The sequence below is a fragment of the Pseudomonas sp. SJZ079 genome, assembly GCF_007993865.1.
Lineage (GTDB): Bacteria > Pseudomonadota > Gammaproteobacteria > Pseudomonadales > Pseudomonadaceae > Aquipseudomonas.
In genome coordinates, this window is the sequence record NZ_VIUH01000001.1 from 207,095 (window position 1) to 222,102 (window position 15,008).

Annotated in this window: 12 protein-coding genes and 1 tRNA gene; 4 read left to right on the forward strand and 9 right to left on the reverse strand. The window is 62.9% G+C overall.

What is annotated here, in order from left to right; genetic code table 11:
* Nucleotides 1-37: 37 nt before the first annotated feature.
* The gene (locus tag FBY03_RS00905; RefSeq protein ID WP_147170319.1) at nucleotides 38-787 is read left to right on the forward strand and encodes a flagellar brake protein; all 750 of its coding nucleotides are present in this window, start codon (nucleotides 38-40) and stop codon (nucleotides 785-787) included.
* 1 nt (nucleotide 788) lies between these two features.
* On the opposite strand, the gene FBY03_RS00910 is transcribed toward FBY03_RS00905, so the two are convergent.
* From FBY03_RS00910 to FBY03_RS00925, 4 genes are read right to left on the reverse strand one after another with little or no spacing between them, the layout of a single operon-like run.
* Nucleotides 789-1,406: a TIGR04282 family arsenosugar biosynthesis glycosyltransferase gene (locus tag FBY03_RS00910; protein ID WP_147170320.1), complete on the reverse strand. Its 618-nt coding sequence runs from the start codon at nucleotides 1,404-1,406 to the stop codon at nucleotides 789-791.
* Nucleotides 1,403-2,095 (reverse strand): TIGR04283 family arsenosugar biosynthesis glycosyltransferase, encoded by a 693-nt coding sequence (locus tag FBY03_RS00915; RefSeq protein WP_147170321.1) that lies wholly within the window; start codon nucleotides 2,093-2,095, stop codon nucleotides 1,403-1,405. The genes FBY03_RS00910 and FBY03_RS00915 overlap by 4 nt, the downstream gene beginning before the upstream one ends.
* The gene (locus FBY03_RS00920) at nucleotides 2,092-3,426 is read right to left on the reverse strand and encodes an MFS transporter (RefSeq protein WP_147170322.1); all 1,335 of its coding nucleotides are present in this window, start codon (nucleotides 3,424-3,426) and stop codon (nucleotides 2,092-2,094) included. The genes FBY03_RS00915 and FBY03_RS00920 overlap by 4 nt, the downstream gene beginning before the upstream one ends.
* A 59-nt stretch (nucleotides 3,427-3,485) precedes the next feature.
* Entirely contained in the window at nucleotides 3,486-4,727 is a 1,242-nt protein-coding gene (locus FBY03_RS00925) for a glutamine synthetase family protein (protein WP_178090534.1), read from the reverse strand.
* Between the two features lie 446 nt (nucleotides 4,728-5,173).
* Here FBY03_RS00925 and FBY03_RS00930 point away from each other — a divergent pair, with 446 nt between their 5' ends.
* Nucleotides 5,174-5,578 (forward strand): phage infection protein, encoded by a 405-nt coding sequence (locus FBY03_RS00930; protein WP_147170324.1) that lies wholly within the window; start codon nucleotides 5,174-5,176, stop codon nucleotides 5,576-5,578.
* Between the two features lie 100 nt (nucleotides 5,579-5,678).
* Here FBY03_RS00930 and FBY03_RS00935 read toward each other — a convergent pair whose 3' ends face one another.
* Complete coding sequence (locus FBY03_RS00935; protein ID WP_147170325.1) at nucleotides 5,679-6,329, reverse strand: YceH family protein; 651 nt, start codon at nucleotides 6,327-6,329, stop codon at nucleotides 5,679-5,681.
* Between the two features lie 321 nt (nucleotides 6,330-6,650).
* Between FBY03_RS00935 and sstT the strand changes: the two genes are divergently transcribed.
* Nucleotides 6,651-7,901, forward strand: coding sequence for a serine/threonine transporter SstT (sstT, locus tag FBY03_RS00940; RefSeq protein ID WP_147170326.1), 1,251 nt, complete (start codon nucleotides 6,651-6,653; stop codon nucleotides 7,899-7,901).
* 60 nt (nucleotides 7,902-7,961) lie between these two features.
* Here the strand turns inward: sstT and FBY03_RS00945 are convergent.
* A tRNA-Arg gene (locus FBY03_RS00945) sits at nucleotides 7,962-8,036 on the reverse strand.
* Between the two features lie 121 nt (nucleotides 8,037-8,157).
* Here FBY03_RS00945 and FBY03_RS00950 point away from each other — a divergent pair.
* Nucleotides 8,158-8,637, forward strand: a complete 480-nt coding sequence (locus tag FBY03_RS00950; RefSeq protein WP_147170327.1) for a GNAT family N-acetyltransferase — start codon at nucleotides 8,158-8,160, stop codon at nucleotides 8,635-8,637.
* A 106-nt stretch (nucleotides 8,638-8,743) separates the two neighbouring features.
* Here the strand turns inward: FBY03_RS00950 and FBY03_RS00955 are convergent, their stop codons facing one another.
* The 3 genes from FBY03_RS00955 to FBY03_RS00965 all read right to left on the reverse strand — a co-directional run bounded on the left by FBY03_RS00955 (nucleotide 8,744) and on the right by FBY03_RS00965 (nucleotide 14,929).
* On the reverse strand, nucleotides 8,744-10,144 hold the full coding sequence (locus FBY03_RS00955; RefSeq protein WP_147170328.1) for a sodium-dependent transporter: 1,401 nt from the start codon (nucleotides 10,142-10,144) through the stop codon (nucleotides 8,744-8,746).
* Nucleotides 10,145-10,320: 176 nt separating this feature from the next.
* The gene (locus FBY03_RS00960; RefSeq protein WP_147170329.1) at nucleotides 10,321-11,379 is read right to left on the reverse strand and encodes a Glu/Leu/Phe/Val dehydrogenase dimerization domain-containing protein; all 1,059 of its coding nucleotides are present in this window, start codon (nucleotides 11,377-11,379) and stop codon (nucleotides 10,321-10,323) included.
* A gap of 82 nt (nucleotides 11,380-11,461) precedes the next feature.
* Complete coding sequence (locus tag FBY03_RS00965; protein WP_147170330.1) at nucleotides 11,462-14,929, reverse strand: indolepyruvate ferredoxin oxidoreductase family protein; 3,468 nt, start codon at nucleotides 14,927-14,929, stop codon at nucleotides 11,462-11,464.
* Nucleotides 14,930-15,008 lie beyond the last annotated feature (79 nt).

Genomic DNA, 15,008 nt, shown 5'->3' on the forward strand with positions numbered 1-15,008 from the left:
GCTAGTGTCGCCGCATTTGCTTGGAGAGTTCTGGACCGTGTCCAATCCCTTTCTCGAGGACGATGGCCCGCAACCACCCAAGGCGCTCAAGGCGCCAGTGGAGATCGCTGCCAACCTTCGCCAACTGCAACAAGATCACGATCCGTTATTCATCACCTTCCATGAGCGCAGCCAGCATTTTCAGAGCTACCTGATTGAGGTCGACCGTGAAAAAAACCGCCTGATCCTCGATGAGATGATTCCCAGCGATGGTGAGCGGTTTCTGCAAAATGGCGAGCCATTCCGTGTCGAAGCCTTCCATGATGGTGTTCGCATAGCCTGGGAGTGCCTGCAAACCGTAAAGATCACCGAACACCAGGGCGCACGCTGTTATTTCAGCCCAATGCCCAAGGAAGTGCACTACCACCAACGCCGCAATGCCTATAGAGCGCCGCTCAAGCAGTCAGAGCAGGTGCAAGTAGAGCTGGCCGGTAATAAGTTACGCACCCCCATCAAAGGGCAACTGCTGGATATTTCCGCGACCGGCTGCAAGCTGCGTTTGCCAGGCGATGCCAGCCATAGCCTGCAGGCGGGTCAGGTCTACGAGCGCTTTACTGCCCAACTGCCTTTTGGCGCGCTGACCCTGGCGGTGGAGCTGCGCCACGTGAAATACGAGGAAAACCTAGATACGACTTTTATCGGCATGCGCTTCTACCGCATCGGCGGTCTGGAACAGCGCCAGGTCGAACGTTTTGTCTACCAACTACAGCGCGAAGCCCGCCGCTTCGACAACGACGACCCGTTGTAGCTCAGACTTCAACCTGGATGCCTAACGCCGCCAAGCGCGGCAGGTCCTCTGGACGATCCACATCCCACAGCACCGGCAACAGCTGATGGCTCCATTCCAGCTGTTGCAGGCGCTCTCGAGTCACGGCCAGGACTCGATCGGTACCCCAGGGCATACCGTTAAACAACGAAGGATGTACGCGGCGCAAACCGAGCAGGACATAGCCGCCGTCCTCGGCCGGGCCAAGCACCACCGGCTGGGTGTGCAAGGCCGCACAGGCACCACTCAGGTAATCGGCATCCAACGCCGGGCAATCGTTGCCGATCAATATCACCCCATCGTTTTCCGCCAAGCCCAATACGGCTATCCAGCGCATGCGTTCGCCCAGATCCCCCACGGGCTGCTCCACCAGCGTCCAGCCCAGTTCGTCAGCCAGCGCCTGCAAATTCGCATCGGGCGTATCATCCAACCACAGGAAACGCTGACTGAAGCCCGCTGCCGGCAGCTGTAAGGCGCGCTCAAGCAACAAGCGCTGCAGGTCGCACGCCCCCTCCGGCCCCAGAGCCGGGATCAATCGGGTCTTCACTCGCCCAGGCACCGGCGAGCGTGCGAGCAAATGCAAAGAAAACGACAGACTCATAGCGGTGGCCCTCCGCGATATTGGCGCGCCAACTGATCAGGGTTGGCACCACAATAGTAGGCCAACCGCAAGCGCCACATCAGTAGCACAGTACGCCAAACACCGTGGCGTTCCCAGCGCCGGCTCGAGGTCAATAGCGCTGGACGCAGACAGCGCGGACGAGCCAGTTTTTTCAGCCGACGACTGAGTTGTATATCCTCCATCAGCGCAATATCGGCATAACCGCCCAGTGCCTCGAACGACGCGCGGGCGACAAAAATGCCTTGATCTCCGCTTGCCACGCCAGTCAGCCGCGAACGCAAACTAATCATGCTGCCGATCAGGCGCAAGCTCAGGCTTTGGCCCGACAAACGCACATCGAAGCGCCCCCACACCGGGCGCTCGCCCAGCACCTCGAGTAAACGCTGGATAGATTCGGCGCTGGCCTGGGTATCGGCATGCACGAACCAAAGATAGTCGCCGCGCGCGACGGCGGCACCGGCATTCATCTGCCGGGCACGCCCAGGGCTGCTTTCGAGCACCCGATCGGCATAGGGCGCGGCCAAGGCGACGGTAGCGTCGCGACTGCCGCCATCCACCACGATCAACTCAGCGCCACCTGCACGCAGCTGCGCCAGATTAGCCAGCAGCAGCGGCAAGACCTGGGCCTCATCGCGTGCAGGGATGATCACACTGAGTCGCGGACTCACGCGGGCGGAGCCGACTCACGCGGCTCTACGGGCATGTCGTCCGTCACTTCGGGTTCGCTGCCATCGCCCACATGATCCTGCATTTGGTCGTGCACCACCTGCTCATCGACCCTCGGGTCGAGGGCGGCAACCAGGGGCGAACTGGCGATACTGTCCGGCATGGGAATGTGATGCAGGGGCGCATCATCGACCTGGTGCAGGTGGGTGACGTTGTCCGGACGCACGCGCCAGACCAGGATCAACGCGCAACCGCAGGCAAAGGCGTAGAGCATGTTTGCGCCCCAAAAGCGCATCAGCACACCAGCCAGCAGCGGCCCGATACTGGCGCCTACGCCGAAGGTGATCAGCAGCATCGCCGTCAACGAGACGCGCCGCTCGCCCTCCACGTGGTCGTTGGCCAAGGCCACCGCCAGTGGATACAGACTGAACTGCAGCATGCTCACGACAAAGCCGATGCCAATCAATAGCAGCAAAGAGACCTCGGGCATCATCGCCAACGGCAACGCCGCCAGCGTCAGCAACACCGCGCAGCCGCGGATCAAAACCACCCGATCGCAACGATCCGACAGCCAACCGAGCGGCCACTGCACTACCAGGCCGGCGAGAATACAGCCGCCCATGAACAGGCCAATTTGCTCGGTGGGCAACCCCACACGCGTCGCATACAGGGGTGCCAAACCATAGAACGAGCCGATCAATAAGCCGGCCACACCTATGGTGGTCAACGACAACGGCACCCGACTCAGGAAGAAACGCATCTCGAGCGGTGCCGGATGCATCGGCGCCGGGTGCAGCTTGTGGGTCAACGCCACCGGCACCAAACACAGCGCAAAGCATAAGGCCACCAGCATCAGCAGCTCAGGGCCGAGTGCAGGATGCACCACCAGCACCAATTGGCCGAGCACCAAGCCCAGGTAAGAGGCACCCATATAACCGGCGAACACTTTGCCACGCTGGCTGGTGTCGGCCTGCTCGTTGAGCCAGCTTTCGATGACCATGTATTGGCACATCATGGCCAAGCCAACCAGCATACGCAGCAATAGCCAGACGGGTAACCAATCGGTCAGGCCATGCCCCAGCACCGCTGCCGTAACCACACCGGCACAGGCTACATAGGCACGGATATGGCCAACCCGAGCGATCAACCGGTGTCCTATTTTCCCGCCCAACGCCAAACCGAAATAGTTGGCCGCCATCAAGGCGCCAACCCACAGGCCATCCACCGTCTCTGCCAAACGCAAGCCCAGATAGGTACTGAGCAAACCCGAGCCGAGCAGCATCAATGCAGTGGCGAAATACAATGAACGGTAAGACTTCCAGATTAGGCGCATCGGTCTTGTGCAGCTCCCTGAGCGAGTATCGAGCCGGGCCACCGCCCGACGAGTGAGGCTTAAGCCTGGGCCGCTAGAACACGCCGCTCCCAGGGGGTTATTTCATCGAAGAAGCTGTTGAGCTCCATGGTCTTGGTAGCAATGTAGCCTTCGATGAATTCGCTGCCGAACAGTTCAACTGCGAGCGAACTCTGCTTCAGACGTTCCAAAGCAGCGTGCATGGTACAGGGTAGCGTCAATTCTTTTGCTACTTCGAACTCACCCTGAATCGGCGCACTCGGCTGCACGCCATTCTCCAGACCATACAACCCTGCGGCCAGGCTCGCAGCCAAGGCCAGATAGGGGTTGGCGTCGGCACCCGGCAACCGATTCTCCACCCGCCGCGCCACTGGTGAACTGGCGGGAATGCGCAGGCCCGCGGCGCGATTGTCCTCCGACCAGCAAGCATTGTTCGGCGACGCATAAGGGTGACAGAGGCGCTGATAGGAATTCACATGCGGGGCGAACAGCAGGGTGAAGTCCGCCAGCGCCGCCTGTTGACCACCGATAAAGTGGTAGAAGGCGGGCGTCGCCTGCCCGTCTACAGTGCTGAAGATATTGTTGCCCGAGCCCTGCTCGACCACGCTCTGATGGATATGCATGGAGCTGCCGGGCGTTTTCGCCAATGGCTTGGCCATGCACACCACATTCAGTCCGTGCTTGAGCCCGACCTCCTTGAGCAAGTGCTTGAACAAGAAGGTCTGGTCGGCCAGCAGCACAGGGTCGCCATGCAGCAAGTTGATCTCGAACTGGCTGACGCCCATCTCATGCATGAAGGTATCGCGCGGCAAGCCCAGCGCCGCCATGCACTGATAGACCTCGCTAAAGAACGGCCGCAGGCCGTTGTTCGAACTCACGCTGAACGCCGCGCCACCGTCCTCACGCCGGCCATCCAAGCCTACTGGCGACTGGAACGGCTGCAGCGGATCGGTATTCGGGGCGAACACGAAAAACTCCAGTTCGGTCGCTACCACCGGTTGCCAGCCATGGGCGGCATAACGCGCCACTACCTGCTTGAGCAGACCGCGCGTCGATAAACCGGAATGCCCCCCTTCCAGTTCATCCGCATCACAGATTGCCAAGGCGCGTGGACTGCTGCTCCACGGCACACGATGGATCTGCGTAGGTTCTGCGTTCAGCGCCAGATCGCCATCGTCACTGCCGTAAAAACGCGCCGGCGGATAACCGCCCATGATGCATTGCAGCAGCACACCACGGGCCAACTGCAATCGACGGCCCTCGAGAAACCCCTCGGCGGTCATCACTTTACCGCGTGGCACGCCGTTCAAATCCGGGGTCACGCACTCGACTTCATCTACCCCGCGCAATAGTTCGACCAATGCGGTGCGGCTAGCGGTACTCATCTGTTCATATCCTTAGTAGGGCGCGAGAGCCATCGTATAACGGCCAACACGTACAAAATACGCATCGGCCGTTCAGAATTTCAAGCAACCTCGCAGCGCACTTCCCAGTTCAACGAACTGCGCATCATATATATCTAATTAACTGATCATTTATATCATTTTATCTATCACTTAATACTGTCGGAGCAACTCGCTGAGCAGACCATGAAAAAGCCATTCTAGAGGGCTAAAACCTACTATCGACGGCATCGATTATCTCCATCAGGCATCGGAACTTCTTCATCGAAATTTTCTGAGTAGCATGGGCCCCGTACTCACTTACCGCCCTTACGAGGAGCCTCAAGATGAAAAAGAAAATTCTCGCCAGCCTGATCCTGGTTAGCCTGTCCGCCAGTACTTTCGCCCTTCCGCAAAACGCAGCGCACGCCTTACTCGGTGAGGGCAAAGCCAGCAGCACCATCGCCGCAGACGGCGCTGACCGCACCGGCGTCAACCGCGTTGCCGAAGGCGGGGCCGAGCGTCTGCAAGAGCGCTTGCGGATCGCCGAAGACGGTGCCGACAGCACCGGCGTCAACCGCGTTGCCGAAGGCGGGGCCGAGCGGCTGCAAGAGCGCTTGAAGATCGCCGAAGATGGTGCCGACAGCACCGCCGTCAACCGCGTAGCCGAAGGTGGGGCCGAACGTCTTCAAGAGCGCTTGCGGGTCGCCGAAGACGGTGCCGACAGCACCGCCGCCAGCCGTATCAGCTGACAGCTCATGCCAGCCCTCAAAACAGCAAAGGCGCCACTTCGGCGCCTTTGCTCTGTCTGCGACTCGCAACGCTTAGCGAATCCGCCTCTTAAATAACCGCTTATTCCAAGCGCGCCAGCCGCTCTTCCAGAGCCGCCACCCGCGCCTCCAGTGCTTCCAGCCGACTTTCGTCATGCGGCGCGGCGCTGGATACGCGCTCCCCGGACAGCGCACGCGCCTCCAGCAAGGTCTGAAGATCGGCCGGTTCCCCCAGTAAATGCATATAGCGATCTTCCCGCTGCCCCGCTTGACGCGGTAACAGGCAGACCAGCTCACGGGTAATCAGCCGCTCCAGATTGTGTTGCAGCTGCTCGGCATCGTCGAAGTCGTGCATGCGATTGCTGCGTGTAAGCAACTCATTGACGGTCTGCGGGCCGCGCAACAGCAACAGACCGATTAACACGACCTGAGCCGCCACCAGTTCCAGCGCCTTGTCTGCGCGATGTTCCCAGCGGTCAGCCCGGCTGCCCATCACCAAGCGTGCCAGGCCTCGCCCCTCAAGACTGCGCAAGCCCTGGCCCACTTGACCGGGATTGAGGTTCATCAGCGGCTCGCGACTGGTTTTCTGGTTGCAGGCCAGCACCAGGGCATTCTGGGTCAACGGGTAGGCTTCCGGCGTGGTCGCCTGCTTTTCGATCAAACAGCCAAGGATGCGGGCTTCGACGGCAGTCAGCGGCGCCTCGCTGGGCGAGGTAACGGTCTCGTTGGACATGACAACTCTCTCAGGCTCGGACGTGCTGCTAGCCTAGCCTGCCTCACAGCGGCTTGACATGCTTGTGCGTCAAACACTTGCTAAAACTCGCCATTTGGCGGGCGCCTCCGCTGGATCAGCTCGGCATGCCGCGCAGTATGCTAGAGTCGCGCGCTGTTTTTTCCTGACCGGGTGGATAACGTTCCAGCAAGGCCCGTACAACTCGCTAGACGCTGCCGTCCCCCTGCGCATTCAGACCCGCCAGAGCAAGGCTCTTCAAGTTGAGGTCGTGGTTTGCAGCGGATACGGCGCGCCGCCCCCTTTGAATGTGAGACGCATGCTATGCCCGATGTTCAACACCCGCTATTGCACCTACTGAACCGCACCAGCCTGGTGGTGCAAATCATCATCGGCTTGCTGGCCGGCATTCTGCTAGCGCTGTTCTTCCCCCAAGCCGCCTTGAGCGTCAGCTTGCTCGGTACGGTATTCGTGTCCGCTCTTAAGGCCGTTGCACCGGTGCTGGTGTTCGTCCTGGTCGCCGCCTCGATTGCCAATCACCAGCGTGGTCAGCAAACCCATATCCGCCCGATCCTGCTGCTCTACCTCTTCGGCACCTTCAGCGCGGCACTGATCGCCGTGCTGGCCAGTTACAGCTTCCCCTCGACCCTGACCCTGGCCAGCCAGGGCGCCGAACTGTCGCCCCCGGGCGGCATCGGCGAAGTACTCAAGACCCTGCTGCTCAACGTCGTCGACAACCCAATCAACGCGCTGCTCAGGGGCAACTTCATCGGCATCCTGGCCTGGGCCATCGGCCTCGGCTTCGCCTTGCGCCACGCCAGCCCGAGCAGCAAGCAGCTACTCGGCGACCTGTCGCTGGGCGTGACCGCGATGGTCAAACTGGTAATCCGCCTGGCGCCCCTGGGGATTTTCGGCCTGGTTGCCGCGACCCTCGCCGAATCCGGCATGGGCGCCCTGCTCGACTACCTGCACCTGTTGCTGGTGCTGGTCGGCTGCATGCTGTTCGTCGCGCTGGTGGTCAACCCTGCCATCGTGTTCTGCAAGATTCGCCGCAACCCTTATCCGCTGGTGTTCACCTGCCTGCGCGAGAGCGGCCTGACCGCCTTCTTCACCCGCAGCTCGGCGGCCAACATTCCGGTCAACCTGCAGCTCTGCCAACGTTTGGGCCTGCATGAGGAAACCTACTCGGTGTCAATTCCACTGGGCGCGACCATCAACATGGCCGGGGCGGCGATTACCATCAGCGTGCTGACCCTGGCGGCCGTGCATACCCTGGGCATTGCCATCGACCTGCCCACCGCCCTGCTACTCAGCCTGCTGGCCTCGATCAGTGCCTGCGGCGCGTCCGGGGTCGCGGGCGGTTCGCTGCTGTTGATTCCGCTGGCCTGCAGCCTGTTCGGCATCCCCAACGAAATCGCCATGCAGGTGGTCGCCGTCGGCTTCATCATCGGCATCCTCCAGGACTCGGCGGAAACCGCGCTGAACTCCTCCACCGACGTGCTGTTCACCGCAGCGGCCTGCCTGGCTGAAGACACCACCAGCGCAACCGCCCAGGCGCAGGTACAACCGCACTGATCCGCCGCCGCACAACCGAGAAAGCAAAAAGGCTTACGCACTGCGTAAGCCTTTTTTGTTTGGTGTCCCCTGCTGGAGTCGAACCAGCATCTAACCCTTAGGAGGGGCTTATTCTATCCATTGAACTAAGGGGACCGAGTTGCACTGCCTGATGTCCTCGGCAGTCGGGCGGCATCTTAGCGGCCCTCTGCGGATTTGTCATGCGGCTGCCATCGAGAGCTAGCCATACTGCCGACAAGCCATCCTGGAGATAGCCATGAGCCAGCCGAACGTTCCACACCTGCCCGACTCCCCCTTCGCCAGCTTCAGCGTACGCGCCGCCTGCAGTGGCGATGCGCAGGCCTTGGCGGGGTTACTGCAGCAACTCGGCGACGATGAGCCGCGCGCCGACCCCACGCTGCTGGCCCTGCGTCTGAGTGAGTTGCCGCACAGCCGTGTCGTGCTGGTGGCCGAGCGCGACGGCAGGTTGCTCGGCACCTGCACGGTCAATCTGATTGAACACCTGGCGCACAACTTCGCACGCTCGGCGATCCTCGAGGACCTGGTGGTGCATGCCGACGTCCGCGGCCTCGGTATCGGTCAGCGCTTGATCGCCAGCGCCGTCGAGCGCGCCCGTGCCTGGGGCTGCTACAAGCTGGCGCTGTCGAGCAATCTCAGTCGCGAGGCGGCGCATCGTTTCTATGCGCAACAGGGTTTCAAGCCCCACGGCATCAGCCTGGCGTTGACGCTTGATTGAATCGCCAAGGCGCGTCTTCAGGTGCTCCGTGCGTGCCTCGCAGGCCGCCGAAAAACCTACTGAGAGATCACGCCCTGGCCGAGCGCCGTCGCTTTGCAGCAACCTGCTAGCCGAACAGACCCAGGGTGTGCAAAAACACCACCAGAATACCCAGCGGGGTCAGCCAACGCAGCACCAGCCACCACAGTTTGAACAGCTGCGGATGCTCAATGCCCAGCGCCTCCTGCACCGTCGTCCGACTCAATACCCAGCCGGTGAACAGCACCGTCCCCAGGCCGCCGAGGGGCATCATCAGGTTGGTGGTCAGGTAGTCCAGGCTGTCGAAGAAGGTCTTGCCGAACAGGGTGAATTCCGACCAAAGGTTGAACGACAGCACCGTGCCCAAACTCAGCAGCCACAGCGCCACGCCGCTCAGCACCACTGCTTTCAGGCGGCCGATGGCGAACTTCTCGCTGAGCCAGGCGATAGTCGGCTCGCTCAGGGAAATCGCCGAGGTCAGAGCGGCGATGGCCAGCATGATGAAGAACAGCCCACCGACCAATTGACCAAATGGCATCTGACCGAAGGCGATCGGCAGGGTGACGAAGATCAACCCAGGCCCCGAGCCCGGCTCCAGACCGTTGGCGAACACCAACGGGAAGATCGCCAAGCCAGCCAGCAGTGCCACCCCGGTATCGGCCAGGGCCACCATCAGCGAAGTCCCGGCGATGGAGGTGCCCGCCGGCAGGTAGGAGCCGTAGACCATCATGGCGCCACTGGCCAGGCTGAGGGTGAAGAAGGCATGCCCGAGGGCCACCAGCACACTCTGCGCGCTGAGCTTGCTGAAGTCGGCGGCGAACAGAAAGTGCACGGCCTCACCGAAGTGCCCGGTGGTGGTGGCGTAGCCGACCAGCACCAACAGCAGCACGAACAGCCCCGGCATCATGAAACGCAGCGAACGCTCCAGGCCCTCCCGTACGCCCAGGCCGACGATGCCCAGGGTCAACAACAACACCAAGGTGCCGTAGCCGATCAACTTCCAGGGGTCGCCAAGCATGGCACCGAACAGCGCCCCGCTGCTCTCGCCATCCAGTCCGGCAAAGTCGCCCATGGCGGCCGCTGGCGCGTAGGCCAGCGCCCAGCCGGCCACCACCGAATAGAAGCTGAGAATCAGAAAGCCGGTGAGCACCGCCAGGGTGCCCAACTTGCGCCAGTGACGACTGGCGCTGGCCCGCTTGGCCAGGCTGGCGATAGCCCCCTCCGGGTTGGCCCGGCCGCGTCGACCGATCATCACCTCGGTCATCAGCAGCGGAATGCCAATCACCAGAATGCACGCCAGGTAGACCAGGACGAAGGCACCGCCGCCGTTCTGCCCGGTGATATAGGGGAACTTCCAGATATTGCCCAGGCCCACCGCCGAACCGGTGGCGGCGAGGAAGAACATCCAGCGCGAAGACCACAGGCCGCGACCGGTTGCGCTGCTGGAGGCGCCGGCCAGATTGGCGGCGGCGATGCTGTCTTGACTCATTGGGACTTGCCCTCTTGTTGTTGTAAAAAGTCAGTCGGAAAACGGATGCAGCATTTTTGTAGGCTGGGCTAGCCGCGCAGCGGCGTAACCCAGCGCTCTGACGCGAGGCGTTAGCATTGCTGGCCTAACGACCGGAGAATGGGTTACGCCTGCGGCTAACCCACCCACACAGACCGTCAGCGTCCGGCTTGCAGGCGCTCGCGGGCCAGGCTGTCGGCCACCGCGCTGGTGGTCTGGCCTTGCGCATCGGCGCGCTCGAAGATCTGCTTGAGCGTGTCGCCGATACCCTCGATGTGCGCCTTGAGCTGTGCGGCGCTGCCGCCGGTGCGCTCGTAACAGACGTCGATGATCCCACCGGCATTGATCGCATAGTCCGGCGCATACAGGCAGCCACGGCGCTTGAGCTCCTCGGCCAACTGCGCGTCGGCCAGCTGGTTATTCGCCGCGCCGGCGATCACCGGGGCACGCAGGGCCTCCAGGGTCTGCGGGTTGATGATCGCGCCCATGGCGCAGGGGGCGAACACGTCCACATCCAGGCCATAGATATCGTGCTGACCCACCGCCTTGGCGCCCAGTTGCTCGACCGCGCGGCGCACATTGGCCTCCTGGATGTCGGTTACCCACAGCTCGGCGCCCGCCTCTTTCAAGTGCCGAGCCAGGCTGAAACCGACCTGGCCGACGCCCTGAATCGCCACTTTCAGGCCCTTGAGATCATCGCGACCCAGGCGATGCTTGACCGCCGCCTGCAAGCCGATAAACACCCCATAGGCGGTGGATGGCGAGGGGTCGCCATTGCGCGTGCCACCGTCGAAGGCTTCGCGCTGGCCGGCGCCGGCCACATGGCGGGTGCGCTCGGCCATGATCTGCATCTCGGCCACGCCGGTACCCGAGTCGGCGGCGGTGATGTAGCGCCCGCCCAGGCTGTCGACGAAATCGCCCATGGCCTGGAACAGCGCCTCGCTCTTGCCGGTGTGCGGATTGCCGATGATCACCGCCTTGCCGCCGCCCAGGGGCAAGTTGGCCAACGCCGACTTGTAACTCATGCCCCGCGACAAGCGCAGCACATCGCGTAGCGCTTCCTGATCATCGGCATAGGGCCACATGCGGCAGCCGCCCAGCGCCGGGCCGAGCTGGCTGTTGTGGATGGCGATGATGGCTTTCAGGCCGCTGGCCTTGTCGTGGCCGTAGACGACCTGTTCGTGGTGATCGAAATCGACGTGGGAAAACACGGACATGGGGGTTCCTCGGTTTTTTTGTTGTAGGGGATCGCCCCTCTCCCGTCATGGGAGAGGGTTCTGGATTAGAAATTGGGAGGGATTAGGCCGCGGGCTCGAACAGCTGCACGACCTGGATTTCCCGGGCCTGCATGCGCTCCTGCAACTGCTTGCGCTGGGCACGCACCTTGAGCAGAGCCTGCTCCTTGACGTGGCCGTAGCCGCGGATCTGCTCCGGCAGCTCGGCGATCGCCACGGCGGTGGCATAGTTGCCGGCGTTGAGTTGCTGCAGCAGCTCGCCGAGGTCACGCTCATAGTCCGCGATCAGCTGCAGTTCGAGCTCGCGCTCGGCGCTGTAGCCGAACAGGTCGAGCGGCGTACCACGGAGGAACTTGAGCTTGGCCAGCAGGCCGAAGGCCTTGAACATCCAGGGGCCGAACTGGCGCTTGCGTGGTTCGCCGGTGAGCGGGTTGCGCTTGCTCAGCCAGGACGGCGCCAGGTGGAACTCCAGGCGGTAATCGCCCTGGAACTGCGCCTCGAGCTGCTCGATGAAGCGGCCGTCGCTGTACAGCCGCGCCACCTCGTACTCGTCCTTGTAGGCCAGCAGCTTGAAGTAGTAGCGCGCCACGGCTTTAGTCAGGGCCTGATCGCCCTGCTTGTCGGCCTGACGCACCCGTGCCACCAGCGCCCGGTAACGCTCGGCGTAGGCGGCGTTCTGATAGGCCGTGAGGGCCGCGACGCGGAACGCTACGATTTCCTCCAGGGTTTCGCAGCGTGGCGCCTGCGGCATGGTTGGCTTGGCCAGTTTTTCTACCGCCGCCGCATCGTGGGCCGCGCGACGACCCCAGAGGAATGCCTGCTGATTGAGCTGCACCGCCACGCCATTCAGCGAGATCGCCTTGTCGATGGCCTCGGCGGACACCGGCACCAGGCCCTTCTGGTAGGCGTAACCGAGCATGAACAGGTTGGTGGCGATGCTGTCGCCGAGCAAGCGGGTGGCCAAACGCGTGGCATCGACGAAGTGGGTCTTGTTCGCGCCCACCGCCTCGATCAACGCCTCGCGCATGGCCGCGCCCGGCACCTGGGCATCCGGATTGCGGGTGAACTCGGCGGTAGCCGCCTCATGGCTGTTGACCACCGCATGGGCAATGGTCTCGTTGAGTTTGGCCAGGGCTTCCTCGCTGGCGGCCACCACCAGGTCGCAACCGAGCAGCAGGTCGGTTTCGCCGGCGGCGATGCGCACCGCGAAGATGTCGTCCTGCTTGGCGGCGATACGGATGTGGGTGATCACCGGGCCGAACTTCTGCGCCAGGCCGGCCTGATCGAGCACGCTGCAGCCCTTGCCCTCGAGATGCGCGGCCATGCCCAGCAGGGCGCCGACTGTGGTCACGCCGCTGCCGCCGACGCCGGGCAGAAGGATGTTCCAGGGACGTTCGAGCGAGGGCTGACGCGGCTCCGGCAAGCTGATGAACAAGGCATTCAGGCCCACCGCCTCGGGCTGGCGCAGGCTGCCACCGTGCACGGTGACGAAGCTCGGGCAGAAGCCATCGACGCAGCTGAAATCCTTGTTGCAGCTGTTCTGGTCGATCTGCCGCTTGCGTCCCTCTTCGGTCTCCAACGGCAACACCGACAGGCAGTTGGATTTGACGCTGCAATCGCCACAACCCTCGCACACCGCCGGGTTGATAAAGGCGCGCTTGGCCGGATCGACCAGCTTGCCGCGCTTGCGCCGACGACGCTTCTCGGTGGCGCAGGTCTGGTCGTAGATCATCACCGAGACGCCCTTGAACTCACGCAGCTCACGCTGCACCGCGTCCAGATCGCTGCGGTGATGGAAAGTGACGATGGACGCGAAGCCGTCGCGGCTCGGGTATTTCTCCGGCTCGTCACTGACCAGGGCGATGCGCTTGACACCCTCGGCGAACACCTGCTGGCTGAGCTGATCGACGCGCAGTTCGCCGTCGATCGGCTGGCCGCCAGTCATCGCCACCGCGTCGTTGTAGAGAATCTTGTAGGTGATATTGACCCCGGCGGCGACCGCCGCGCGCAGGGCCAGCTGACCGGAGTGGAAATAGGTGCCGTCGCCGAGGTTCTGGAAGATGTGCGGGGTGTCGGTGAACGGCGCCTGGCCGATCCAGGTCGCGCCCTCGCCGCCCATCTGGGTGAAGGTGTCGGTGTTGCGGTCCATCCACTGGGTCATGTAGTGGCAGCCGATACCGCCCTGGGCGCGGCTGCCTTCCGGCAGTTTGGTCGAGGTGTTGTGCGGGCAACCGGAGCAGAAATGCGGGGTGCGCACGGTGCTGTGCTTGGGCGCGGCCAGGGAGGCTTCCTTGGCGGCGAGGAAGGCCAGACGCTCTTCGATGCTGGCACTGCTGTAGATCGGCGCCAGGCGCTTGGCGATGGCGCGGGCGATCATCGCCGGAGTCAGCTCGGACAGATTCGGCAGCAAGGAGATACCGTCCTCGTCGAATTCACCGACCACTCGCGGGCGCTTGCCCACCGGCCAGTTGTACAGCTGACCGGTCAGCTGGTCCTCGATGATGCTGCGCTTCTCTTCCACCACCAGGATCTCGTCCAGGCCCTCGGCGAACTCGTGCACCGAGACCGGCTCCAGCGGCCAGCTCATGCCGACCTTGAGCACGCGCAGACCGACCTGGGCACAGAGTGCGTCGTCCAGACCGAGGTCCTCCAGGGCCTGGCGCACATCCAGATAGGACTTGCCGGTGGTGATGATGCCCAGGCGCGGGTTCGGCGAGTCGAGCAGCACCTGGTTGAGGTTGTTGGCGCGGGCGAAGGCACGGGCGGCGTAGATCTTGTAGGTGTTGAGGCGTTTTTCCTGGGCCAGGGGTGGGTCCGGCCAGCGGATGTACACGCCGTCCTGCGGCAGTTCGAAGTCCTCGGGAATCTTCACCTGCATGCGCAGCGGATCGACTTCCACCACCGCCGATGAGTCGACGTTCTCGGCGATGGTCTTCAGCGCCACCCAGCAACCGCTGTAGCGCGACAGTTCCCAGCCGAGAATGCCGTAGTCGAGGATTTCCTGGACGTTGGCTGGGTTCAGTACCGGGATCGACGCGGCGATAAAGGCGTGCTCGCTCTGGTTGGCGATGCTCGAGGACTTGCAGCCATGGTCGTCGCCGGCCAACAGCAGCACGCCGCCATGCTCGGAGACCCCCGCCGAGTTGCCGTGCTTGAACACGTCGCCGCAGCGGTCGACGCCTGGCCCCTTGCCGTACCACATGGCGAACACGCCGTCGTAGCGGGCGCCGGGGAACAGGTTGGTCTGCTGGCTGCCCCACACCGAGGTGGCCGCCAACTCTTCGTTGACCCCCGGCTGGAAGTGGATGGCGTTCTCCTGCAGGAAGCCCTTGGCTTCCCACAGGCTCTTGTCGAGGTTGCCCAGGGGCGAGCCGCGGTAGCCGGAAATAAAGCAGGCGGTGTTCAGGCCGTGGGCCGTGTCGCGCTGCTTCTGCAGCATCGGCAGGCGGGTCAGCGCCTGGGTGCCGGTGAGGTACAGGTGACCTGCGGCGAGGCGGTATTTATCATCCAGGCGGATCTCGGCCAGAGACATGCGGGCGCTCCTTATTGTTATGGCGACCTTGGATGGCAACGGTGAATGCCATCATTGTTCTGTTGCGCGCAGGATCACT

Excerpts from the sequence above, each read along its gene's own strand:
- FBY03_RS00935 (WP_147170325.1), bottom strand. The coding sequence starts at position 6,329 with ATGTCCAACGAGACCGTTACCTCGCCCAGCGAGGCGCCGCTGACTGCC.
- FBY03_RS00925 (WP_178090534.1), bottom strand. The coding sequence starts at position 4,727 with ATGACCGCCGAGGGGTTTCTCGAGGGCCGTCGATTGCAGTTGGCCCGT.
- FBY03_RS00950 (WP_147170327.1), top strand. The coding sequence starts at position 8,158 with ATGAGCCAGCCGAACGTTCCACACCTGCCCGACTCCCCCTTCGCCAGC.
- sstT (WP_147170326.1), top strand. The coding sequence starts at position 6,651 with ATGCCCGATGTTCAACACCCGCTATTGCACCTACTGAACCGCACCAGC.
- FBY03_RS00930 (WP_147170324.1), top strand. The coding sequence starts at position 5,174 with ATGAAAAAGAAAATTCTCGCCAGCCTGATCCTGGTTAGCCTGTCCGCC.
- FBY03_RS00960 (WP_147170329.1), bottom strand. The coding sequence starts at position 11,379 with ATGTCCGTGTTTTCCCACGTCGATTTCGATCACCACGAACAGGTCGTC.
- FBY03_RS00955 (WP_147170328.1), bottom strand. The coding sequence starts at position 10,144 with ATGAGTCAAGACAGCATCGCCGCCGCCAATCTGGCCGGCGCCTCCAGC.
- FBY03_RS00910 (WP_147170320.1), bottom strand. The coding sequence starts at position 1,406 with ATGAGTCTGTCGTTTTCTTTGCATTTGCTCGCACGCTCGCCGGTGCCT.
- FBY03_RS00965 (WP_147170330.1), bottom strand. The coding sequence starts at position 14,929 with ATGTCTCTGGCCGAGATCCGCCTGGATGATAAATACCGCCTCGCCGCA.
- FBY03_RS00920 (WP_147170322.1), bottom strand. The coding sequence starts at position 3,426 with ATGCGCCTAATCTGGAAGTCTTACCGTTCATTGTATTTCGCCACTGCA.